Genomic DNA, 24,467 nt, shown 5'->3' with positions numbered 1-24,467 from the left:
GATTATTGGCGCAGATAAATTTGTGGCAGGGCGCTTTCTGGGTGACGCGAAATGCCCAAATCAGCCTGATACCAGCGGGTCAGTGTTTCGGCATTGAGCACTTCCTCTGGTGTACCACTGGCCACCAGTTCGCCCTGTGCTAACAGCAAAATACGATCGGCATAGAGTGCGGCCAGATTCAAATCATGCAGCACACAGCACACCGCCAGGGGTTCCTGAAGGGTGAGCTGGCGTAATAAGCGCAGGGTATGCTGTTGATGATACAAATCCAATGCGGAGGTTGGTTCGTCAAGGAACAACCAGCGCGGGGTCGGTTCTGGTTGCCACAGTTGTGCTAACACACGAGCGAGTTGAACCCGTTGTTGCTCGCCTCCGGACAGTGCGCGGTAATCCCGCTGCGCCAGTGCCAGACAGTCGGTTTGCGCCATCACTTCTTGTAACGCCTGACGATTTTGCGCCGCCCCATAAGGTGCACGGCCCATCTGAATCACTTCGCTAACACTGAATGGAAAGGCCAAATCGCTGTATTGGCGCATCACCGCTCGGGTTCGGGCTAATGCTTGGGGCGGCCAACTATTGAGGTTCTTACCAAGCAACTGGCAGTGACCTTCAGATGGTGCGAGATAGCCGGTTAATAAACGCAGCAGAGTGGATTTCCCTGCGCCGTTTGGCCCGATAATCGCCACCATTTCACCGCTGGCAATTTGGAGCGAAACGTTATTAATCAGCTTTTGCCCTTGTACATGGTAGGAAAGCTGATTCGCTTCTAATAGCGCCATATCAACCACTGCGTTGCTCCCGCTGACGTAAAATCAGCCACAGAAAATAAGGGCCACCCAGTAGGCTGGTGATTAACCCGACCGGCATTTCTGCCGGTGCGACCAGAGTTCGGGCTAGTGTATCGGCGGTCAGTAACAGGCAAGCGCCACCCAGCGCAGCGCCGGGTAGTAACCAGCGATGGTCAGCCCCGATCCGCATCCGGATAAGATGCGGTACCACTAACCCGATAAAACCAATAACGCCACTGACAGCGACGGCGGCACCAATTAAAATCGCGCTGAGTAACAGCAAGCGCAGTTTGGCTTGCTTTACATTGACGCCGAGGTAGTGCGCTTCTTCATCTCCTAGCTGCAACAGGTTCAACTGGCGTGCTTGCAGCAAACCGAGCACGCACGTAGGCAGAATCAATGATGCCGCCACCATGAGTGTTGACCACTGCGCCTGACCTAAACTGCCCATGCTCCACAGGGAGAACTGACGTAATTGTTGATCATCACTGATATAAGTCAGCACACCGACCGCTGCACCACACAGCGCATTGATCGCAATACCGGCCAGCAGCAAACGGGATAAGTTGCCATGCCCCCAGCGGCTGAGGGTGAAAATAATGGCAGAAATGGCCAGGCTACCAATAAAGGCACCGACCATATGACTGTAAAGCGCCAGCAGTGGCGGCAGACTGAATGGCATCACAATAATCAGCCCGACACACAGGGCTGCGCCACTGCTGATCCCCAACAGGCCGGGGTCTGCCAGTGGGTTGCGGAATAACCCCTGCATGATCGCGCCGGAAACTGCCAGCGCGCAGCCGACCACTACCGCCAACAGCACGCGGGGCAGGCGGATATTTAGCCAAATATGCCACATGGCATCATCTAATGATGCATGCCACAAGGTACGAAACGAGAGCGTCAATGCACCCATATTGGCCGAACCGAGTGCCAGGATGATCAGAATCATCAGCAGGATACTCAGCATGAGTCGCGGGTGAATACGGCAATTCATTGCGCTTGTTCCATGCCTTTGCGCAGTTGCGATAGCACTTGCGGTGTTTCCAAGCCAAAGCCGAGTAGCGCCATATCATCAACCACTAACAGGCGTTTATTTTTGCCCGCCGGGGTCAATGCCATCCCCGGCAATTTCCAGATACCTTCACTGCCACCCAGCGCTCTCACTCCGTCACTGGTGATCAGTAATAAATCCGGCGCACTGGCAATCACCCCTTCCTGTGATAACGGGCGATAGCGGCTAAAACCTTGCATCGCATTGCTACCACCGGCGGCGCGGATCATGGCGTCCGCTGCGGTATTTTGACCAGCAGCCATCGGGGTTAAGCCGCCATGACTCATGACAAACAGCACCTTAACCGGTAGTGGTGTGTTGTTCACTGCGGCTAAACGTTGCTGATAGTCTTTGATAAGTGCTTGCCCTTTTTCCTGCTGATGCAGTGCGCTGGCAACAGCATTTATCTTCACAGCCACACTTTCAGGTGTGGTTTGACCCGGTACAGTGACAACATTTACACCACTATCCGCGACTTGTTTGAGTACCAGTGAAGGTTGCGCCAGCTCACTGACCAGCAGCATGGTCGGCTTCATTGCCAAAATCCCTTCGGCATTAAGCATGCGCATGTAACCAACATCAGGCAGCTTTTGCACTGCCTGAGGCTGTAGACTGGTACTGTCACGAGCCACAATCTCACCACCCGCACCTAGTGCGTAGGCGATTTCTGTGACATCACCGCCAATGGTGACGATACGTTCTGCGGCGAAAGAGTTCAGCGGCAGAAGACAGGCGCTCAGCGACAGAATGAAAGGGAGTGACAGTAACCTTAGTCTCATGCGGCGATATCCTTATTATTGAGGCGAGCAATTTGCTCACGCCATTGCGTTTGTTCTGGCTGGCCTTCGGTGCGCTGACCGTAAAGTTGTGCAATTTGGGTGCCATCAGCAGCAAACAGTTCCAAACTGGTCACGAAACCGTCTTTTGTTGGCTTGCGGGTAATCCAGCTTTCAGCAATCGTTGTTTCAATCAGATGCAGCGTGAAGCGCTGGTTGAAAACATTAATCCAATCTTGATGTGGTGTAACCTTTTCAATCATGCCGGTGAAGATTTGTACACAGCCACGGTTACCCACAAAAATCATGATTTCATTCTGTTCTTGCTGAGCAATGTTCAGCAACTGGGTCAGAGAACTGTTATCAACCTGATAAGCCAGATCATTACCCACGGCGCGGAAGGCCTGTTGACGGGTCAGATTATTGCGTTTGAGCAACTGGAAGAACTGATGCACGTCAGTCATAGCACGCCATTCAGCATCTACAGCTTTATCGGTGGCTGTCGGTTCAGTGACTTCAGGTGTGCTCAGTGGCTCTAGCTGCAACTCTGGATTTTCTGTGGTGATAAACTGCGCCAGTAGCGCTTCCCAGGCTGGCATGTCAGTTTGTTCAGTGACATACACTTTATGCAGAGCATCGCCTTGATGGTCGAAGAACTGGATGCTATGGCGTACACCGTGGCGAGTTTCTTCTGTCAGCGTGAATGCGCTGGCCCACTGGTTGAGGAACAGGCGTAAATCTAAATTGCGTGGATTGAGGATCAAACCCGCATGACCATTCAGATGTTGATTTTCGTAACGGCCCATTTGCTCATGCACGGCATAGGTGTTGCGGGTGATAGCTTTGACCTCACCGACAGCTTCCAATGCGGCCAGTAGTGCGCGGGCATCACCTTTCAAACGTTTGGCATCATGACCAACGCGGCTATGGGTCAGTTCCGCTTCTGAAATCCCCATCAGAGTGGCCAAATCACGCGCATATTTGCCCGGATTATCTGCTTTAGCTTGTAGATACTGCTCGTATATTGATTTGCTCATAATAACTTCCTCGTTCTATTGATTTTTTATATGCAGGTGACAGGTAGAAATGATAATCCGGTAATTCGCTGATTGAATTACCGGAAGTGTTATTTCAGACTAACTTTTGTATTTAGTTACCACTGATAGCTCACGAAGAACTTCGCGTTACGACCATCCTGTGGCACGCCTTGTGGCGCGTAATACTCTTTATCGAATGCGTTACCCAACACCACGGTGGTGGTCATACCTTTAAATTGCTCTTGGCCTTTATAGCTGACGTAGAAGTCATTGACGCCATAACGGGCTCGCGGTGTGCCTGAGCTGGAGACTCGGCTAGAGCGATCAGCAAATGTTCCGATCCAACCCACAGCAAAGCCGGAGTTCGCCACCGGTACATCTAAGGTGCTGGTGACGGTATCCGGGTTAATGGTATCGAGCCATTCATTGGTATTTTGGTTTTTACCACGGGTGCGGTTATAGGCCAGACCCAAGTTAAACCACTGGGTTTGGTAAGTCATAGTGGCATCCCAACCCCAAATTTTGGCCCGATCGATATTGGTGGAATAGGTAGAGCAGTTTTTGCAGTACAAGCCACCCGGCCCGAAGCCGAAGTCCATGGTCACGCCGGTGGAGATATAGTCTTTGGCATTGGTATCGAAGTAGCTGGCTTTGAATTGCAGGTCATCCTCAGCCATCATCAGGTCGTTAAAGCGCAAGCCAAAACCGTACTCTTGAGTTTCGTTGGTTTCCGGTTTCAGATTCGGGTTCGGCACCCAGTAGTTGGTCAGGGTATTGCCCGCGATATTCATCGAGAAGTGTTTCGAATCGTTGTACATCTCGCCCATAGTTGGAGCGCGGAAAGCCTGAGCATAGGAACCAAACAGCATCAGCCAGTCTGTCGGTGTCACACTGACGGCACCACGAGATGACCATTTATCAGCATCCACATCGGCATAGCCTTCGCTGCTACCGCGATAGTTGTCATAACGGGTACCGGCCAAAATAGAAACCGGCAGGTCGCGTAAGGTGATTTCATCTTGCAGCCAGCCAGAACCAAAACGAATATCTGCTTGTGGGAAGCTTTCAGTCGCACCGCTCGGCGTTTGTTCCTGTTTATAGGCTTCTGTACCGTAAGTCAGCAAGTGTGATGCAAAACTGTCGGTGAACAGACGGGTGCGGTTTTCCAGCTTGCCACCTGTGGTGGTTTGTTTGCGTCCCTCTTCCGCGGTGCCTTGTGGCCGTGCATTGATTTCCACTTCGGAGTAGTAAATCTGCGCCGTGGCATTCAACCATTCTTGATCAAGTGGCTTAATGTTGTATTTAAGCTGTGCATCACGTTGGATAGTCGAGCGGTTGGTCATGAGATTGGTGCTGGATGCCGCGCTGGTTTGTGGATTCTTTGGCTCCAGTGCGCTGTTGTTGTAATAGCGCAGATTGGCGCTTAACGACTGAATCTGGTCAATACGCCAGGTGCCTTTTGCCAGTACATTGCTGATGGTCTCGTCATTTGGCGCATTAAAACCGTCGCTTTGGCGAATATTGCCGATATCACGCGTGCCAAAAGAGAGAATACCATCGACATCATCGGTGCGGCCAAAGGCACTGGCACCTAAGCCGAAGCTGTGATCGCCGGTCGCCGCAGCGCTGTAAACCCGATAGCCACTATTTTGGCCCTGTAATAAGAGATCGGCGGCATCAACGGTTTCATAAGAAATAACCCCACCTAATGCACCACTGCCATACAGCAGCGCTGACGGACCGCGGACGATTTCAACACGCTTGACCAGCGCCGGATCGAGGAAGGTAGAGTTCAGGTGGCCGGTGTCAGTGCCTTGGCGAATACCATCAACCAAAGTCAGCACACCTTGTTTGCCGTAGCCACGCAGTGTCACGTCCTGCCCGTTAACGCGCCCGCTGCCAGTGACGGTCAGGCCTGGAATATTGCGCAACATATCCGTGGCAGAGGTGGCGGTTTCGCTGGTCGGTGTATCGGCCTCAACCACTGTCACCATCATCGGTGCTTCAAAACTGCTGCGCTCATTACCGGTCGCAGTCACTACCATGGTATCGGCAGTGCGTTTTTTGCTGTTGGTTTGAGTGGACGAGGTATCAGCAGCTTGAACAGCAAGAGGCAAAGTGCAAGCGATTGCCAAACTGAGTGGGGACCAGCGGAAACGGTCGGAAGTGGAACGCGGCATGTCGGCAATTCTCCATATTTTCTATGCAAAAAATCATATGCAAAACAAATAAATAGGTTGCTGGCTGCCTTGATTCTAAAATCTGGGTGGCTTGCGATGTATCCTTTGCCCTTGATGCCACAGCGGAGCTAGCGGAAACCGCTACCGTGCTGTCACGACATTGGCATTGGGTTATTATTTAGTCAGTATCAGTTTCCCTGCTTTGGTCTGGCGCAGTTGATAGCATTCGCCCTGATGAATGATAAAAGCGACACCGTGCTCTCCCAGCAATTGCTCGCTGGAGACAGACAGGGGCTTGTTGCCCGCTGGGGGTTTAGCCGCAGGCTCGTCATTCATTGTGGGTGCTTTGTTCAACTGTTTATCCATATAAACGGCAAGGTAATGATAACCACTATCAATATGATAAGCATTATCAATCATGGTTCGGTGTTACATCAAGACATATTTATTGTTAATTTATTTTTACTCTGCGAACTAATCCGGGGTCGACGAGTGCATAAATCTGATGATAGGTCGTGGGATCTTCAATCATCTGACTCAGGTGAATGGCAACATCTTCACGAGTAACCAGGCCATGAGCCTCTGTTTGCAGACAGATTGCCTTTCCCGTTGCGGGTTGATCCAGTAAACCACCGGGTCGAATTAGGGTATAAGTCAGGTTGCTAGTTTGTAGCCAGCTCTCAGCCAGTGACTTCTCTCGCACCGCCTGACCAAAAGCAGCTCGGGCGGCAGGGGAAAGCGTCGGCCAACTATCACCGCAGCCAATGGATGTCACCAAAAGCATACGCTTCAGGCCTAGCTTCTCGGCGGTATCAATGATCAATCGGTTGCCTTGATAATCCGCACTGCGGCTACCTAATGTCGAAATGATGGCAGCGTCCGGACCTGCGAGTTGGCAGGCCTGATGCACACTGTCTGGATCACAAGCATCCCCGCACACTACAGTTATCCCCTTGCTGCGTAACTCTTCTGCTTGCTGCGGATTACGTATCAGTAATGTGACAGGGCGCGGGTTCTGGGCCGCGTCGGCGTGTTGGTTTGCCAGCGCAAGCAGATGTGCACCAACGCCATGGCCTGCACCGAATATCAACCAGGGTTTCATGGTGTTTCCTTGATTTTTTTATCGAAAACAGACGATTCTTGAGCAAGCTGTTGAGCCAGTTGATGAAAGGCTGCAAGGCCGTCAGCACGTAACTGACGATGTTCATCACGGCCAACATAGACTTTCAGCATCACATCACCTTGCTGATTAAAAAATTGGACCGATGCGGTCGCCATGCCCATAAACGGGCGTTCCAGTAGGGCAATTGCCTGGCAGTTTTGTGCTCTGATATGGCCGCTAAGACCGTGTTTCTCGCGAAGGTTGAAATAGCCGTGGCGATGAAAACCGCTCGGCAGTGGGCCTTTGTGCTCCAAAATAATATCGGCGGTATGTACCAGGGTGGTGACATCTCCCCACTCCGTCATGCTGTCCCAGACGCGATCAAAATGCTCCGCGCTGACTAATATGCGTTTTGGTAATTCACGTACCACATCAAGCGGGCTGACCTGATAATCCTGAGCAATTTGTTCCAACGTGCCATCGGGTTGAGTGGCAAGAAATTCGGCCAAAGAGGGTTTGTTTTGGAGAGTTGGAGCATTCATGAATGGCTTTCCGTGGTAATAAGTGAAGGAATAATATTTTGCAGAGCCTGCATGATGTTACTGGCCCAAAAACGCCCGCTGTCGGTGAGCCGCAAGCAGAAACTGTCATCTTTTAGCAGGTGGCTCTGATGCCACTGCGCGATCAATGGCATTAACGGGTAGGGATCTGTGATTAACTCGCTCAAATCTAAACGACCGACTTCGATTCCGCTTTGCAATTTAGCTCGCCACGGATGTTCGCCGCTGGCTTGCGTCATCATCATCAATGGTTTTTGCCCGCTGTCGATTAATCGGTAGTAGTTATCCAGACTACGGTGCTGCATGTAGGCGTGCCCTTGTAAAGAGCCTCCCGCACCGCTACCCAATGCCAGACAATCCGCTCCTTGTTTAATCAACAAGTTATAAAGATTTCGCTCACGAGTGGTGCGCGCCCAATGGCTATTACTTAACTGATGCCAACCGGCTTGGGCGAGGCTCTCAGCGCCGCTACAGTAAAAATCACACTGCTGCGCCAGTGTCGGCAGCTCTATCCGGTTATTTTCTACTGACTTGGCCAGTGGTGTGGTTGGCAACAGATTAAGGGCATACAGGTCAACACCATCTAGTGGTAGTTGGCGCACGATAGCCAAATCTTCCTGCCAGGTTTCTGGTGTTTGATGGGGTAAGCCGAACATTAAATCGCAAACTACGGCGGCGCGATCGCGGGAAGCCAGATTAGTCAGAAAATGAATCGCCTCATCACGACTGGCCTTACGCCCCATGCGCTGACGAATGCGGGTATTAAAGGTTTGTACCCCGACCGAGAAACGGTTAGCACCCGCTTCCAGACAAGCATCAATCCGCTCATCATCAAAATTGAAAATTCGCCCTTCAACGGTTATTTCACAGTCAGGTGCTAGCGGTAAACTTTTACGCAACTGGCTGATAATACTGTGTAACTGTTGTGCTGAAAGCGCACTGGGCGTGCCACCACCGAAGTAAATGGCATGAATTGGCCCCCCTTGTAGCAGTGGGCTGCTGGCCTCCATGCTCAATTCCCGCAGCAGGTAGTCGGTGTAGCGCGCAGTACTGTCGGTTTGTAATGGATTTTGATAAAAACCGCAGAAAGTACAATGAGTAGCACAAAACGGAATATGTAAATAAAGCAAACGCTTATTAGGTGGTAGCGCCTTTTGTAGCAGTGCCTGCCAGTTATCCTCGAGTGATTCGGCTGGCAGTGGGCGACTATCCCGCCAGGGCATTGTGGCCCAGCGTTTTGGGAACGGTAGCGGCCCCTGACGGGCGTGATATGGCATCAAATCAATATTCATAACAGGCTCTATTGCATTCTGAATGATAAATTAAATGATAATCATAAGCATTCGATCAATGGCTAAAACTCGATATATTGATCCAAATCATCAAATGTAAGTGAAATGTACTCACATTCATTGGGGTGTAGGAAAGAAGCTGGGATGAGGCATTTTTATGTCAGAAATTAACGGATTTATCGCCGTTGGTGGGTAAATATACTGACAAATCCAGAGGCAAGAGTTGACGCCGTTAACTGGGCTTTGCGATGGAAACTGAAAAAGGGTGGAAAGTGGAGGGAATTTATAAATAGAGACTTCGAGTAGAAGAGTAAAAATCTAGCATTTTATGCTGCACTATAGCCTGTAAACAGCATGTTAAATTAGTGTGTCCACCTTTCTGACTGGCCCCCACAATTTTACCTAATAATTCATCGAGCTATCGTTTTTGTCATCTTTTGTTTTTTAACATTAGTAAAACTAATCCGAAAAAAGGAATGTCGACCCCATTGCATTTTTTGAAATAAACAGCTGATCGCATGATCACTTGCGTGGTTTTTTGCTGTGATTGTCACATTAATCCAGTTTTTTGTACCGTAGCATCCTGCCGCATGAAATACATTCTTCTTAAAAATATTACTCTGCAAGGCTATTAAAAATGAAAATTTACAGCAACTTACCGATAACAATAAATGATGTAATTGAAGCACAGAAAAGATTGCAAGGGCATATCTACAAAACCGGGCTGGCGAGATCGAATTATCTGAGTGAGCGCTGTCATGGCGAGATTTATCTCAAGTTTGAGAATATGCAACGTACGGGGTCATTCAAGATCCGCGGGGCGTTTAATAAGCTCAGTTCACTCAGCGAAGAACAAAGAAAACAGGGCGTCGTGGCCTGCTCGGCGGGTAACCATGCGCAAGGTGTCTCTCTGTCTTGTGCCATGCTGGGGATTAACAGCAAGGTGGTCATGCCAAATTGCGCACCTAAATCAAAAATTGCGGCGACCAGTGAATACTCTGCTGAGGTGGTGCTCCATGGTGAGAACTTCAATGACACTATTGCTAAAGCCAGCGAAATTATTGAAATGGAAAACCGTATTTTTATCCACCCATTTGATGATGAAAAAGTTATTGCCGGGCAGGGGACAATAGGGCTTGAAATACTCGAAGATCTTTATGACGTCGATAATGTGATTGTACCTATTGGTGGTGGCGGATTAATTTCTGGTATTGCATTGGCGATTAAATCTATTAACCCAACCATTAATATCATTGGTGTGCAGTCAGAAAATGTTCATGGCATGGCGGCATCTTATTATAGCGGCAGTATTACCAATCACCGTAAAGCCAGCACGCTAGCTGATGGTTGTGATGTCGCTCGCCCCGGCACTTTACCTTTCGAAATAGTTAAAGCATTAGTTACTGATATTGTATTGGTCAGTGAAGATGAAATTAGAAGAAGTATGGTCGATCTTATTCAACGTAATAAGATTATTACTGAGGGCGCAGGAGCATTAGCATCCGCAGCATTATTAAGCGGAAAATTAAAAGATTATATTACAGGTAAAAAAACCGTCAGTATTATATCAGGCGGGAATATAGATTTATCGCGCGTATCACAAATAACGGGACTAGGCAGTATTTCGTAAAATATATTAATAAGGAATTTATTAATGCATATCGATAATGCTATTACAACCACAATAGAAACAAAAACGTGGCGCAAATCTGACACAACTTGGACTTTGGGATTATTTGGTACAGCTATAGGGGCCGGGGTTTTATTCTTTCCTATCCGCGCGGGTTTTGGCGGGTTAATTCCTATTTTAATTATGTTGGTGTTGGCATATCCTATCGCTTTCCTCTGCCACCGTGCACTTGCTCGCTTATGTTTATCTGGTAGCAATTGTTCGGGCAATATCACTGAAACTGTCGAAGAACATTTTGGCAAAACCGGTGGTGTGGTTATTACCTTCTTGTATTTCTTTGCCATTTGTCCGCTGCTGTGGATTTATGGTGTGACTATCACCAATACCTTTATGACTTTCTGGGAAAATCAACTCCAGTTAGCGCCATTAAACCGGGGTGTGGTAGCACTAGCGTTATTGCTACTAATGGCCGTGGTCATTTACTTCGGTAAAGACTTGATGGTTAAGGTAATGAGTTTCCTGGTCTTCCCGTTTATTGCTTGTCTGGTGCTTATCTCTCTCTCATTAATTCCTTACTGGAATGCCTCGGTTATTGAGCAAGTGGATTTGAGTCAGATTTCGTTGTTAGGGCACGATGGCATATTGGTGACAGTATGGTTGGGGATTTCCATTATGGTGTTCTCCTTCAACTTCTCACCGATTGTTTCTTCTTTCGTGGTATCGAAACGTGAAGAATACGAACCGGAATTTGGCCGTGAATATACTGAGAAGAAATGCTCTCAGATTATCAGTAGGGCCAGCATATTAATGGTGGCAGTGGTGATGTTCTTCGCCTTTAGCTGCCTATTTACCCTTTCACCACAAAATATGGCGGAAGCCAAGGCACAAAATATCCCAGTATTGTCTTATCTGGCTAACCATTTTTCTTCGATGGCCGGTAGCCGGTCGACTTTTTCAATCACTCTGGAATACGCCGCTTCGCTAATAGCGCTTGTCGCTATTTTTAAATCTTTCTTCGGACATTATCTCGGTACGTTGGAAGGTCTTAATGGTTTAGTCATTAAGTTCGGTTATAAAGGTGATAAAACAAAAATATCCAGTGGGAAGCTTAATCTGATCAGCATGTTCTTTATTATGGGATCAACCTGGTTAGTAGCTTATATCAATCCTAATATACTTGATTTAATTGAAGCTATGGGCGCACCTATTATTGCTTCGCTCCTGTGCCTGTTGCCAATGTACGCTATTCATAAATTACCTTCTCTGGCCCGTTTCAGAGGGCGGCCAGAAAACTATTTTGTCACTATCGTCGGTCTGCTGACCATCTTCAACATCGTCTACAAATTATTGTAAGTACGGCGCTAAAAGCCCGTGTTTTACCCAATGAAACACGGGCGGAGTAATCACATGACATTAAATCCTACAGTTTTGGTTATTAACTGTGGTTCATCATCCATTAAATTTTCAGTGCTGACAGCCGACAATTGCGAAGCGGTAATCTCTGGGATTGCCGATGGTATCGGCACTGAAAAGCCTTTTTTGCGGGTTGATAGAGTCACACAATTTCAATTGGCTAAATGGAATTATTCTGACGCATTGGCTGCTATTGCCGATGAATTAGAGAAACGTGGTTTGAGTAAATCAATTTCACTTATTGGTCACCGTATTGCTCATGGTGGCGAAATATTCAGTGAGTCGGTATTGATTGATGACCGGGTGGTTGAGGAAATCAAAAAAGTTTCGCCGCTGGCCCCGCTGCATAACTACGCCAATTTACACGGCGTCGAGGCTGCACGTCAGTTATTCCCTGGCATCAAGCAAGTGGCGGTATTTGATACTGGCTTTCATCAAACCTTAAAACCAGAGGCTTATCTCTACGCACTGCCTTACCGCTATTTTCGCGAACAAGGGGTACGGCGCTATGGATTTCATGGCACCTCTTATCGTTATGTGGTTGGGGAAGCGGCGAGTTTTCTCGGATTTGACGGCAGCGATTGCGGCTTGATTATCGCTCATCTGGGGAATGGTGCGTCTCTCTGTGCCGTTCAGGATGGTAAAAGTGTTGATACATCAATGGGCATGACACCACTGGAGGGGTTGATTATGGGAACTCGCAGTGGTGATGTCGACTATGGTGCATTGGCCTACCTGGCGCGTCAAACCGGTCAAAGTCTGGAAGACCTGGACCATATGGTGAATAAAGAGTCCGGGTTACTGGGGATCTCCGGTCTATCCGCAGATATGCGCGTGCTGGAAAACGCCTATCACGAGGGACATGAAGGTGCACGTCTGGCGATAAATACTTTTGTACACCGGTTGGCGCGGCACATCGGCGGGCATGTGAGTTCGCTACGCCGATTCGATGCTCTGATTTTTACTGGGGGGATCGGCGAAAACTCATCATTGATACGGCAGTTAACACTAGAGCATCTGGCTGTTTTTGGTATTGATATTGATCACGCCAAAAATAAGCGGTTGCAGCATGGATCATCCCAGATCATCACCACAGCACGTTCACGAGTTACCGCCGCAGTGATACCCACTAATGAAGAAAAAATGATTGCGCTCGATGCTATTCGTCTTGGCTATGCACAACAGGGCACGGTGGTTCCTGAGGCTGTTTTTTAACGGCCTGATCCATCAAGTGATCCCTTTATCTTGTTTATTGGAGTTTGTTCATGAAGATTGATGTAGATATCAGTAATAAGAAATATGCAGATGCCTGGCTGGGATTTAGCGGAAACGACTGGCGCGACGAAATTAATGTTAGGGATTTTATCCAGAAAAATTATCAGCCATATGAAGGTAATGAGTCGTTTTTATCTGAGGCAACGCCTGCTACTCAAAAACTATGGGAACAGGTTATGGAGGGTATCCGTCAGGAGAATGCCACCCATGCCCCGGTAGATTTTGATGATGATATTGCCACCACTATTACGGCGCATGATGCGGGTTATATCGAGCAAGGCTTGGAGAAAATCGTTGGGCTACAGACCGATAAGCCGCTGAAACGCGCGTTGCATCCTTTCGGTGGCATCAATATGGTGCAAAGTGCCTTTGACGCCTATGGCCGTGAGATGAACGATGACTTCAAATACATCTTCACAGATTTACGAAAAACCCATAATCAGGGTGTGTTTGATGTTTATTCTCCCGAGATGCTGAAATGCCGTAAATCTGGCATTTTAACTGGTTTGCCTGATGGCTACGGGCGCGGGCGTATTATCGGTGATTACCGACGTATTGCTCTTTACGGCATTGACTATCTGGTGCGTGAACGTGAGTTGCAGTTCGCTGATTTACAGCCGCAGCTTGAGAAGGGTATTGAGTTGGAAAGCGTCATCCGCCTGCGTGAAGAGCTGGCCGAGCATCGCCACGCGTTATTGCAGATTAAAACGATGGCCGCGCGTTATGGTTTTGATATTTCTAGCCCAGCCCAAAATGCCCGCGAAGCGATTCAGTGGCTCTATTTTGGTTATCTGGCGGCGGTAAAATCGCAAAATGGTGGCGCGATGTCATTAGGTCGAACCGCGACTTTCCTTGATATATATATCGAACGCGATTTGGCGAGTGGCTTGCTGGATGAGCAGGAGGCTCAGGAGCTTGTCGATCACTTTATCATGAAGATCCGCATGGTGCGTTTCCTACGGACTCCTGAGTTTGATTCATTGTTCTCCGGTGACCCGATTTGGGCGACCGAAGTCCTCGGCGGAATGGGGTTGGATGGTCGCACTTTGGTTACCAAAAATACGTTCCGTTATCTTCATACATTGGACACTATGGGCCCGGCACCGGAGCCTAACTTGACCATTTTATGGTCGGAGGCTCTGCCGGCGGCATTTAAGAGCTACGCGGCCAATGTTTCTATCCAGACATCTTCGTTGCAGTACGAGAATGATGACCTGATGCGCCCTGACTTTAATAGTGATGATTATGCTATTGCCTGTTGTGTCAGCCCAATGGTGCTTGGTAAGCAGATGCAGTTCTTTGGCGCACGCGCCAATCTGGCCAAAACGTTGTTGTATTGCATCAATGGTGGCGTGGACGAAAAACTCAAAATCCAGGTTGGCCCGAAATGCGCGCCAATGACTGATGAGGTCCTGGATTATGAGCGGGTAATGGTTAGCCTTGATGTATTTATGGACTGGTTGGCGGTGCAATACATCAGTGCCCTGAACCTGATTCATTACATGCACGATAAATACAGTTACGAAGCTTCGCTGATGGCACTACACGATCGCGATGTTTATCGTACTATGGCGTGCGGTATTGCAGGGCTTTCGGTGGCGGCGGATTCACTCTCGGCAATTAAGTACGCCAAGGTTAAACCTATCCGTGATACTGACGGGCTGGCCATTGATTTTGCGATTGAAGGCGAATATCCGCAGTATGGAAACAACGATGAGCGTGTCGACGCGATTGCCTGCGATCTGGTTGAGCGCTTTATGAAGAAAATCAGCAAGCTGCCGACTTATCGTCATGCGGTACCGACCCAGTCAATACTGACTATCACTTCTAACGTGGTTTATGGCCAGAAGACCGGTAATACGCCGGATGGGCGACGCAGCGGCATGCCGTTTGCGCCTGGGGCCAACCCGATGCATGGCCGTGATCGCAAAGGGGCGATAGCCTCACTCACCTCGGTCAGTAAGCTGCCGTTCAAATATGCCAAAGACGGGATTTCGTACACCTTCTCGATTGTCCCTGCGGCATTGGGCAAGGACTCAGCTGTACGTAATAATAATCTCGTTGGCTTGTTGGATGGATATTTTCACCATGATGAGGCGATGGAGGGTGGGCAGCATCTCAATATTAATGTGATGAACCGCGACATGTTGCTGGATGCTATCGCTCATCCAGAGAACTATCCGAACCTCACTATCCGCGTTTCTGGCTACGCAGTTCGCTTTAATGCCCTAACATCCGAGCAGCAGCAGGATGTTATCTCCCGTACTTTCACTAACGCCTTATAATCTCACCACAGCCCTCCTTGATAAAGGGGGGCTTTTGTCGCTATTCGAGAGCATCCAAACGCCAGAAAGCAAAAAACCAGCCGTTAAGCTGGTTTCTTTAAATATGGTGCCCGGACTCGGAATCGAACCAAGGACACGGGGATTTTCAATCCCCTGCTCTACCGACTGAGCTATCCGGGCAACGGGGCGCATTAAACCGTATTGGCCGCTGATCGTCAACGAATTTATCGCGTAAAACCCCTAAAACCGTATTGATCGCTTTCTTTTCAGGCAAAAATGGAAAAAAACGCATAAATTGTTCTGAAATTTAACCTAACTTAGCCTTAACTTAGTGCCCCATATTTACGACATAGCGCGACTTCCAATACATCTTCGGCCAGGCGTTTGGCCACTTCAACATCCTGTAATTGGCGCTTAACTAACAGCTTACTCAGGCAACCTTCCAAAATCAGCTCCATCTGTTGGGCGACCATCTCGGCATCATCAGCCTCCATTTCTCTCAGCAATTCCAGCGTATAGAGCAGTGAGGCTTCTTTTTGCTGCTCTGCCAATTGGTGGATAGGGTGGTCATCATCAGGATAGAAACTGCACGCCGCAATAAACAGGCAGCCGGGATAGCGCTGGTTTTGCACTTGTTCACTGAGCGTTTGGTAGCGCGCCAGTAGCTTTTGTTCCGGCTTTAATGTTTCATTTAGCTGCAATTGACGCCGCCAGGTATCAATTTGTTGTCCATGGTAGCGCAGGCAATCATACAGCAATGCTTCGCGATCCGGCCAGAAACGAGCCAGATCACTGACTTCGACTGAGACCTCTTTTGCCAGCATCTCCAGCGTGGTATTTGCCAGCCCTTTCTGTTCTAACAGATTAAGCGCGCTGCTTAAAACTTGTTCGCGTTGCACATTGCTCTCCTCTAACTGATTACTGGCAAGCATGGTCTTCCACTGCTTATCGCACAAATAAATGTATTGGCACTTTCTGCCAGTGACCCCTGTACCTTATCACTACTCCCGCTCGATTTTTCTAACTCTTTATTACTTAGTTTCCTGCCAAAGCTATAACGGCAAGGTGAGAGCATAGTTTTTGCTATCCCGCAGTCTGTGAAGCAGGGCGCATTTTCTAGTGCATCAGCTTGCCACCGGGTTACAGGGCTATACTAATAAACATCCCGCTGTCTTGAGTGGTATGGATAGCTTATGAGATTGAATCATTTATGAAAATAGTCATTGCTCCAGACTCTTATAAAGAAAGTTTATCCGCGCTGGAAGTTGCCGTACAAATTGAAGCGGGCTTTCGTACTCAATTTCCTGATGCAGAATATATCAAGTTGCCGGTTGCCGATGGTGGCGAGGGCACGGTAGAAGCTATGGTTGCAGCTACGGCTGGCCGGATGATTAAGGCCAATGTGACCGGCCCATTAGGGGACGAGGTGGACGCCTTTTATGGGGTATCCGGTGATGAGAAGTGCGCTTTTATTGAAATGGCTGCCGCCAGTGGACTCGAACTTGTTCCACCTCCCTTGCGTAATCCATTGAAAACTACCTCTTACGGTACTGGTGAATTGATTGGTAAGGCGCTTAATCAGGGCGTGAAACATATCATTATTGGCATCGGAGGTAGCGCGACCAATGATGGTGGCGCAGGGATGGTGCAGGCACTGGGAGTCAAACTGCTGGATAAGCATGGGAAGCAGATTGGTTTTGGCGGCGGTAAGCTGGCTGAGTTGGATCGGATTGATATTTCAGAGCTTGACCCACGTATCAAGTCGTGCCGAATCGAGGTAGCTTGTGATGTCACCAACCCACTCACCGGCAGTGCAGGGGCTTCTGCTGTTTTTGGTCGGCAGAAAGGCGCGACTCCTGCGATGATTGTCCAACTGGATGAGGGGTTGCGGCATTACGCTGATGTGATTAAGCGCCATCTGGGGATCGATGTTGATCAGGTTGAGGGCGCGGGGGCCGCCGGGGGCTTAGGTGCGGCATTGTTGGCTTTTTGTGGCGCGACCCTAAGCCCTGGTATTGATATCGTGACGGATGCTCTGGGTTTGGATGCTTTAGTGCGAGATGCGACTTTTGTGATTACGGGCGAAGGGCGGATGGATAGCCAAACCATTCATGGCAAAGTGCCTGTTGGTGTAGCCAGAGTGGCTAAGCGTTATAACAAACCGGTGATTGGGATCGCCGGTAGCCTGACTGACGATGTCGATGTGGTGTATGAACACGGGCTGGATGCCGTTTTCAGTGTCATTGACACTATTTGCACTCTGGATCAGGCGTTGGATAATGCCGCAGACAATGTGTTTAGGGCGGCGCGCAACATTGCTGCCACATTGGCAATAGGTATGGCGGCGGGGCAAGTTGAAAATACGAGTGGATGAGCCGGACTATATGCTCATCCACCGTCGGGATATCAATCAGTTAACGATTAGCGCGGGAGGTTCTGTAGATGCAGCAGGAATCCACTCGCATTCATAAAACCGGTCACTCTGGCTGCGGGAATTTCATTCCCTTGCGCATCGAAAAACAGGATGGTCGGTAAACCTAGCACATTCAACTCTTTCAATAGCGCGGCATGTTCTGCACTGTTCGCTGTCACATCGGCTTGAAGTAACACCGTATCTGCTAGTTGGCGCTGAACCTGTTCATCACTGAAGGTGTATTTCTCAAACTCTTTACAAGCGACACACCAGTCAGCGTACAAATCCAACATCACCGGCTTACCCTTAGCTTGCGCTAACGCCGCTTGTAACTGGGGTAAATCGGCCACTTGTTTAAATGCTAAATGTTTAACTTCACTCTGTTGTGTGGGGCTGCCGAACGCCCAGTCTTGTAGCGGACGGGCGGCAATTAGCAAAGCTGCCAGTAATAACAACTGGAAGGCACGAGCCCAGCCGGAGTGAGCTTTTAGGCTTAATATAAATGCCCAGCCGAAGAAGGCGATGGCCAGCAAACTCCATAAACGTAAGCCCCAGACATCCCCTAAAACCCGTTCCAGTAAAAACACGGGTAGCGCCAGAATGACAAAGCCGAATGCCTCTTTGACGTACTGCATCCATGGGCCACTGCGCGGGAGCAGTTTGTTGCCAAACAGGGTCACAATCACCAGCGGGATACCCATCCCTAAGGCATATAAATAGAGTGTTCCGCCGCCAGCCAACATATTACCGCTTTGGGCGATATACAGCAGAATGGCGCTGAGCGGCGCTGTGGTGCACGGCGAACAAATGAGGCCCGCCAGTGCGCCCATAGCAAAAACACCGGCCAATGAACCGCCCCGTTGGCTGCTGCTCCACTGCACCAGCCTGGTTTGCAGTGACGACGGCAATTGCAGTGAATAGAGGCCAAACATGGATAACGCCAGCAGCACAAACAGCGCAGATAGCCCAATCAACACATAAGGGTGTTGCAGCGCGGCCTGAAATTGTAAACCCGCCGCCGCAACCACCAGACCGAGTAGGGTGTAAGTCAGCGCCATCCCTTGCACATACACTATCGCCAACAACAATATTCGCCGCTGGCTGTGAGGTTTTTCACGCCCGAGAATAATGGCTGAAATCAGCGGATACATCGGTAATACACAAGGAGTAAAGGCGATACCTATGCCAATAAGCAGCGCCCACAGCGGTGAAAAAGGTAATTCAGCCGCAACGGGAGTGGCATTGTTTGTCGCAGGTGAAATAGTGTCAGTCACCGTCGCCGTGGATGAACTGGCAGTAATGGCGGAAAGTGGAACCACCCGTGTTTCTGGCGGATAGCAGAAGCCAGCTTCGGCGCAGCCCTGATAAGTCACACTGACACTGGCCTGCTCACCGGCTTGTGTAATAGGGATTTTCAGGGTTAGCTGTTGCTTGAATATCGCCACTTCACCATAGAACTCATCATGATGAGCAATGCCTTCCGGCAAGGTAAATGCCCCAAGAGTGGCATTATTCGGCACGATTTTGATTTGCTGGCGATACAAATAATAGTCTGGATGAATCTGCCAACTCAGGGTGAGCTGGTCACCTTGTTGGCGAAAATCAAAGGCAAACGCTTGATCGACAGGAATAAACCGGCTCTGACTACTTTTTGGGCCAAAAGATGAGTTGTCACCAAACAGCGAAGCCTGTGCGCTGTGCGGCGCGAGTAACATGCTGCACAGCAGCAGAATCAGAGTAATGAAGCGTTGAGCCATGACAGGTAATCTTTATCTCCGTCCCGTACCGGCAGCACCAGTAATTCTGGTGTTTGGTAGGGGTGATGTTGTTTGATATAGCTGAGAAGTGCCTGCTGATGACGGGTATTGCTCTTGAACAGAAGCTGGACTTCATACTCTTGCTGGAGCTTACCTTCCCAGTAGTAAATTGAGGTCGCACCGGGTAACAAGGTGGCGCAAGCAGCCAGTTTTTCACCTAAAACCTGCGCGGCTAAATCCTGCGCGCTGGCTTCATCAGGGGCAGTGCACAATACCACAATTGCATCACAAGTCATTGCATCACAAATATTCTCATCACAATTATTCGTATCACAATCAGACATCTTAACCTCGTAGGTCGCGCGGCTTATATGACGAAGTGGGTACTATAACGCGAGTAGATGTGGGTCAGAAGATGATTTGTGTAACAGTGGGATAGATGCGATGGATCTCGCAAATGAGAATGGGGCGCATCGCACGCCCCATTTACAGCTGATAGATTACAGAACCAGACCGCCCATCACGAAGCCGAAGCACACGGCCAGTGCAACCCCGATGGTGCCTGGGATAAAGAACGGATGGTTAAACACGAAACGACCAATACGCGTGGTGCCGGTATCATCCATTTGAACTGCGGCTACCAGTGTTGGGTAGGTTGGCAGAATGAACAGACCAGAAACCGCTGCGAAAGAAGCAATTGCCGCCAGTGGTGAAACGTTCAGTGCCATTGCCATTGGCATCAATGCCTTGGCAGTTGCAGCCTGAGAGTAAAGCAGTGCTGAACAGAAGAAGAAGATAACAGCCAGCAGCCATGAGTGAGTTTGAATCAAGCTACCCGCAGTTTCTTTAATCCAGTCCAGGTTGTGTTGTACAAAGGTATCGCCCAACCAGGCTACGCCGAGGATACAAATACAAGCACTCATACCGGCTTTGAAGGTGCTGGAGTTCAGGATTGAATCGGTATCAACCGAACACACCATCGTCGTGATGGTCGCCACACTCAGCATGATGATCAGGATGGCGTTAGTGGTATTCATCAATGGTGTTGCCACCAGACCGACACTTGGGCTGTTGATGATGGCATACGCCACAACACACAATACACCGGCCAGGAACAGCAGTACGGAGGTTTTAGCGCGTGGTTTAATCACTTTGACGGTGTCACCACGCAGTGTGACCAAACCTTCTTCCAAACGCTTGATGTAAATAGGGTCATCAGACAGTTTGGAGTTAAAGCACCAGGAAACGATCAGAGACATCACAAATACCGCAAGCAGGGTGGATGGGATGACTATCATCAGTAAATGTAAGTAGCTGACGCCATGACCTTCCATGACGGAAGACATATAGACCACCGCCGCAGAAATAGGTGAGGCGGTAATGGCGATTTGCGCGGAGACCACAGCGGTAGAAAGTGGGCGGCAAGGTTTGATGCCTTGTTCTTTCGCCACTTCTGCAATCACCGGCAAGGCTGACAGAGAAATGTTACCTGTCCCGGCAAAGATGGTCAGAAAATAGGTGACCAGCGGAGCAAGGATAGTGATGTGTTTTGGATTCTTACGCAGTAATTTTTCAGTTTGCTGCACCAGATAATCCATACCGCCCGCCACCTGCATTGCAGAGATGGCGGCAATAACGGCCATGATAATTGAAATAACATCGAATGGAATGCTACCGGGTTTGACACCAATGATCGCCAATACCAGAACCCCAATACCACCCGCAAAACCTATACCGATACCGCCTAACCTGGCCCCTAAAAAAATGGCCAGCAGAACGATGACTAATTCTACGGCTATCATAGTGTTTACTCCTTGATCCAAATGAAAAATTAAAGTTAAAAAGTTGTATTCGCCCGAAAGTAAAAAGGCACGCTGTCCAGAGGAGCATGCGTGCCTTACAGGGCTACCGGATGATTATTTTATTGTTCATTTTCATCGGTATAACGTTTCGCTTTATACGCTGGATGCATCAGGTTCTCAACAGAGAAAATGTCGTCCAGCTCAGCTTCAGTTAATAAGCCGCGTTCCAGAACCACTTCCCGCACATTTTTACCGGTTTCCGCACAAATTTTGCCCACGATGTCACCATTATGGTGACCAATGAATGGGTTCAGATAGGTAACGATACCGATTGAGTTAAAGACGTAGCGTTCGCAGACTTCTTTGTTGGCAGTGATGCCATTGATGCATTTTTCCAACAGGTTGTAACACGCATTTGTCAGGATGTGGATGGACTCAAACATTGCCTGCCCAATCACTGGCTCCATGACGTTCAACTGAAGCTGACCTGCTTCGGCTGCCATAGTAATGCAAGTGTCGTTACCAATCACCTTAAAACAAACCTGGTTAACAACTTCAGGAATAACCGGATTCACTTTGGCTGGCATGATAGAAGAGCCGGCCTGCAATTCTGGCAGGTTGATTTCATTTAGACCGGTGCGTGGGCCAGAGGAGAGCAGACGCAAGTCATTACAGATTTTTGACATCTTAACGGCCAGACGTTTTAGTGCGCCGTGCACCATGACGTAAGCACCACAGTCAGAGGTCGCTTCAATCAAGTCTTCTGCCGGAACACATGGCAGACCGCTGATTTCAGACAGTTTTTGTATCGCTAACTGTGAGTAACCTTCAGGTGTGTTTAGTGCAGTACCGATAGCCGTTGCACCGAGGTTAACCTCCAGCAGCAACTCTGCGGTACGTTGCAGGTTTTTGGTTTCTTCTTTTAATAACACCGCAAAGGCTTTGAATTCTTGCCCCAGTGTCATTGGTACCGCATCCTGCAATTGGGTACGGCCCATTTTCAGGATTTTCTCGAATTCTTTGGATTTTCTTTCGAAGCCTTCTTTTAACTGATTGATGGCGTCAATAAGCTTCATGATGGAAGCATACACCGCAATGCGGAACCCAGTTGGGTAGGCATCGTTGGTGGATTGGCATTTGTTCAGATGGTCATTAGGGTTTAGGTATTGATACTCGCCCTTCTGGTGCCCCATCAGTTCCAGACCGATATTGGCCAGAACTTCGTTGGTATTCATGTTTAAAGAGGTACCGGCCCCGCCCTGGAACACGTCAACCGGGAACTGATCCATACATTTCCCTTTATCCAGGACTTCATCACATGCCTGAATAATGACGTCAGCAATTTTGCGAGGAATGGTATGCAACTCTTTGTTCGCCATTGCTGCTGCTTTCTTTACCATGACCATGCCGCGTACAAACTCTGGCACATCACTGATCTTGCTGTTACTGATATAGAAGTTTTCAATCGCACGCAGGGTATGAACACCGTAGTAAGCCTCTGCGGGGACTTCTCGTGTACCTAACAGGTCTTCTTCAATACGAATGTTATTTGACATGAGAACCTTCTCTAATGTGCTGTCTTGTTTTGTATTTGTTAACTAAATTATGCCGCCGTGGGCAATATGATGCCGCCATGAACCTTAAGTGCGGAAAGATTAACCATTCATCTTATTGCTGACAGGATCATATGCTGCTTAATGATAAAAAGCCTTGAACTAGGATCACTATATGGTGGGAATTAATTGAGATGATCTGATATCTGTGATTTCTCTCACAGTTGCGCGAATAAGTAATAAAAGTATCCCCCTAACTTGAAAAGCGATGCAACCACCACCATTTTATGAGGGTCGACCCTCGTTGAAGGGGGTGCTGACGCTGAAATTCGCTAATAAGGGAAAAAACAGCGTTAACGCCAGCCGGGTCAAGGTTTTCATGGTATCTGTCAGGCAGGTTTACCCTGATGAGAGGTACTGAATGATTGGAATAAGGAGAATGCGGTGCGTTGGTTACCGTTAGCGCTGATATTTTTATTGGCATATATAGAAATATCGATATTTATCAAAGTTGCCGCCGTATTGGGTGTGCTGGTTACCCTCTTGCTGGTGATCTTCAGTTCTTGCGTGGGGATATCTCTGGTGCGTAACCAAGGGATAAAAACCTTTATGCAGATGCAGCAAAAACTGGCTGCCGGTGAAAGCCCTGCGGCTGAAATGGTGAAAAGTGTATCACTGGTCTTGGCCGGTTTCTTACTGCTGATCCCAGGCTTCTTTACCGACTTCCTCGGTTTGCTGCTGCTTTTGCCTCCGATTCAAAAATCGTTGACGTTAAAATTGATGCCACATCTGAATATTTATCGTGGCGGTTTTAGTGCTGGCGGTTTTAATCACAATAATTCTGGCCCTATGGGCGGCGGAAATACCTTTGACGGCGAGTTTCAGCGCAAAACTGATGATCACTTCATCGTAGAGCATCGTCCGGATGAGGATGATAAATCGACAGATAATCGCTTTAAAGATGATAAGTAAATCGCTTTTTATTCTAATTGATTGTTTATTAATTATAAATTCATAAAGCAAATCACAATGCTTTCTTGAATGGGGCAACGCAGAGGCGCAAAAATGAGCCACCTGCGGGCAAGAAAAAACTGAATTTTTTTTTGCCCTCTCCCTTGAAGGGATGTGAAGTCGCCCCCATTAAGATAGCCACGGTATCGGTTGTGAAGGTAGACCGATATTAATCCTAAATCTGATACGGACCTTCTCAATAGGAGAGCTATCAATGAAAATTCGTCCATTGCATGACCGCGTTATCGTCAAGCGCAAAGAAGTTGAATCCAAATCTGCTGGCGGCATCGTTCTGACTGGCACTGCAGCGGGTAAATCTACCCGTGGTGAAGTTCTGGCTGTCGGCAATGGTCGCATCCTGGATAACGGTGAGATCAAGCCGTTGGATGTGAAAGTTGGCGACATTGTTATTTTCAACGATGGTTACGGCGTGAAGTCAGAGAAGATCGACCATGAAGAAGTGTTGATCATGTCCGAAAGCGACATTCTGGCAATTGTTGAAGCGTAATTCACGCTCTCTAATCTTCTGAACTGAACGA

General features: G+C 48.6%; 21 protein-coding genes and 1 tRNA gene. 7 read left to right on the top strand and 15 right to left on the bottom strand.

What is annotated here, in order from left to right:
- Positions 1–2: 2 nt before the first annotated feature.
- From QSV56_RS18860 to hutW, 9 genes are all read right to left on the bottom strand, one after another.
- Positions 3–779 carry a heme ABC transporter ATP-binding protein gene (locus tag QSV56_RS18860; RefSeq protein ID WP_050162063.1) on the bottom strand — a complete coding sequence of 259 codons (777 nt, stop codon included), beginning with the start codon at positions 777–779 and terminating at the stop codon, positions 3–5.
- 1 nt (position 780) lies between these two features.
- Positions 781–1,785, bottom strand: coding sequence for an iron ABC transporter permease (locus QSV56_RS18855; RefSeq protein ID WP_046695526.1), 1,005 nt, complete (start codon positions 1,783–1,785; stop codon positions 781–783).
- Complete coding sequence (locus QSV56_RS18850; RefSeq protein WP_005156544.1) at positions 1,782–2,621, bottom strand: hemin ABC transporter substrate-binding protein; 840 nt, start codon at positions 2,619–2,621, stop codon at positions 1,782–1,784. Before QSV56_RS18850 ends, QSV56_RS18855 begins: the two co-directional genes overlap by 4 nt.
- Positions 2,618–3,655, bottom strand: coding sequence for a hemin-degrading factor (locus QSV56_RS18845; RefSeq protein ID WP_046051782.1), 1,038 nt, complete (start codon positions 3,653–3,655; stop codon positions 2,618–2,620). Before QSV56_RS18845 ends, QSV56_RS18850 begins: the two co-directional genes overlap by 4 nt.
- A 116-nt stretch (positions 3,656–3,771) precedes the next feature.
- Positions 3,772–5,835, bottom strand: a complete 2,064-nt coding sequence (locus tag QSV56_RS18840; protein ID WP_301213279.1) for a TonB-dependent hemoglobin/transferrin/lactoferrin family receptor — start codon at positions 5,833–5,835, stop codon at positions 3,772–3,774.
- 174 nt (positions 5,836–6,009) lie between these two features.
- Positions 6,010–6,255 (bottom strand): hemin uptake protein HemP, encoded by a 246-nt coding sequence (gene hemP / locus QSV56_RS18835; protein WP_019080740.1) that lies wholly within the window; start codon positions 6,253–6,255, stop codon positions 6,010–6,012.
- A gap of 31 nt (positions 6,256–6,286) precedes the next feature.
- Positions 6,287–6,937 carry an SDR family oxidoreductase gene (locus QSV56_RS18830; RefSeq protein WP_019084274.1) on the bottom strand — a complete coding sequence of 217 codons (651 nt, stop codon included), beginning with the start codon at positions 6,935–6,937 and terminating at the stop codon, positions 6,287–6,289.
- Complete coding sequence (gene hutX, locus QSV56_RS18825) at positions 6,934–7,479, bottom strand: heme utilization cystosolic carrier protein HutX (RefSeq protein ID WP_046695522.1); 546 nt, start codon at positions 7,477–7,479, stop codon at positions 6,934–6,936. The genes QSV56_RS18830 and hutX overlap by 4 nt, the downstream gene beginning before the upstream one ends.
- Positions 7,476–8,789 (bottom strand): heme anaerobic degradation radical SAM methyltransferase ChuW/HutW, encoded by a 1,314-nt coding sequence (hutW, locus tag QSV56_RS18820; protein ID WP_019084272.1) that lies wholly within the window; start codon positions 8,787–8,789, stop codon positions 7,476–7,478. Before hutW ends, hutX begins: the two co-directional genes overlap by 4 nt.
- A 637-nt stretch (positions 8,790–9,426) precedes the next feature.
- On the opposite strand from hutW, the gene tdcB reads away from it, so the two are divergent.
- The 4 genes from tdcB to pflB are packed head-to-tail and all read left to right on the top strand — an operon-like array spanning position 9,427 to position 15,392.
- The gene (gene tdcB, locus QSV56_RS18815) at positions 9,427–10,419 is read left to right on the top strand and encodes a bifunctional threonine ammonia-lyase/L-serine ammonia-lyase TdcB (protein ID WP_019080736.1); all 993 of its coding nucleotides are present in this window, start codon (positions 9,427–9,429) and stop codon (positions 10,417–10,419) included.
- A gap of 24 nt (positions 10,420–10,443) precedes the next feature.
- Complete coding sequence (tdcC, locus tag QSV56_RS18810) at positions 10,444–11,772, top strand: threonine/serine transporter TdcC (RefSeq protein ID WP_005175589.1); 1,329 nt, start codon at positions 10,444–10,446, stop codon at positions 11,770–11,772.
- A gap of 54 nt (positions 11,773–11,826) precedes the next feature.
- Positions 11,827–13,047, top strand: coding sequence for a propionate kinase (tdcD, locus tag QSV56_RS18805; RefSeq protein ID WP_050121417.1), 1,221 nt, complete (start codon positions 11,827–11,829; stop codon positions 13,045–13,047).
- Positions 13,048–13,097: 50 nt separating this feature from the next.
- Entirely contained in the window at positions 13,098–15,392 is a 2,295-nt protein-coding gene (gene pflB, locus QSV56_RS18800; protein WP_019080734.1) for a formate C-acetyltransferase, read from the top strand.
- Between the two features lie 104 nt (positions 15,393–15,496).
- Here pflB and QSV56_RS18795 read toward each other — a convergent pair.
- Both QSV56_RS18795 and QSV56_RS18790 read right to left on the bottom strand, forming a co-directional pair.
- A tRNA-Phe gene (locus QSV56_RS18795) sits at positions 15,497–15,572 on the bottom strand.
- Positions 15,573–15,715: 143 nt separating this feature from the next.
- On the bottom strand, positions 15,716–16,291 hold the full coding sequence (locus QSV56_RS18790; RefSeq protein ID WP_026017989.1) for a transcriptional regulator: 576 nt from the start codon (positions 16,289–16,291) through the stop codon (positions 15,716–15,718).
- Positions 16,292–16,602: 311 nt separating this feature from the next.
- Between QSV56_RS18790 and QSV56_RS18785 the strand changes: the two genes are divergently transcribed.
- Complete coding sequence (locus tag QSV56_RS18785) at positions 16,603–17,766, top strand: glycerate kinase (protein WP_263700067.1); 1,164 nt, start codon at positions 16,603–16,605, stop codon at positions 17,764–17,766.
- A gap of 47 nt (positions 17,767–17,813) precedes the next feature.
- Here the strand turns inward: QSV56_RS18785 and QSV56_RS18780 are convergent, their stop codons facing one another.
- From QSV56_RS18780 to aspA, 4 genes are all read right to left on the bottom strand, one after another.
- Positions 17,814–19,562, bottom strand: a complete 1,749-nt coding sequence (locus tag QSV56_RS18780; protein WP_301213266.1) for a protein-disulfide reductase DsbD — start codon at positions 19,560–19,562, stop codon at positions 17,814–17,816.
- Positions 19,538–19,858 carry a divalent cation tolerance protein CutA gene (gene cutA / locus QSV56_RS18775; protein WP_032900961.1) on the bottom strand — a complete coding sequence of 107 codons (321 nt, stop codon included), beginning with the start codon at positions 19,856–19,858 and terminating at the stop codon, positions 19,538–19,540. The genes QSV56_RS18780 and cutA overlap by 25 nt, the downstream gene beginning before the upstream one ends.
- A gap of 204 nt (positions 19,859–20,062) precedes the next feature.
- On the bottom strand, positions 20,063–21,364 hold the full coding sequence (locus QSV56_RS18770; protein WP_005156507.1) for an anaerobic C4-dicarboxylate transporter: 1,302 nt from the start codon (positions 21,362–21,364) through the stop codon (positions 20,063–20,065).
- Between the two features lie 119 nt (positions 21,365–21,483).
- Positions 21,484–22,920, bottom strand: a complete 1,437-nt coding sequence (gene aspA, locus QSV56_RS18765; RefSeq protein ID WP_005175569.1) for an aspartate ammonia-lyase — start codon at positions 22,918–22,920, stop codon at positions 21,484–21,486.
- A 441-nt stretch (positions 22,921–23,361) separates the two neighbouring features.
- Between aspA and QSV56_RS18760 the strand changes: the two genes are divergently transcribed.
- Positions 23,362–23,889, top strand: a complete 528-nt coding sequence (locus QSV56_RS18760) for an FxsA family protein (protein ID WP_019080729.1) — start codon at positions 23,362–23,364, stop codon at positions 23,887–23,889.
- A gap of 253 nt (positions 23,890–24,142) precedes the next feature.
- Complete coding sequence (locus QSV56_RS18755) at positions 24,143–24,436, top strand: co-chaperone GroES (RefSeq protein ID WP_004391824.1); 294 nt, start codon at positions 24,143–24,145, stop codon at positions 24,434–24,436.
- Positions 24,437–24,467 lie beyond the last annotated feature (31 nt).

Origin of the sequence: Yersinia sp. 22-579, from assembly GCF_030433455.1 — a bacterium.
GTDB lineage: Bacteria > Pseudomonadota > Gammaproteobacteria > Enterobacterales > Enterobacteriaceae > Yersinia > Yersinia enterocolitica.
This window is presented reverse-complemented; position numbering and strand designations above follow the sequence as displayed.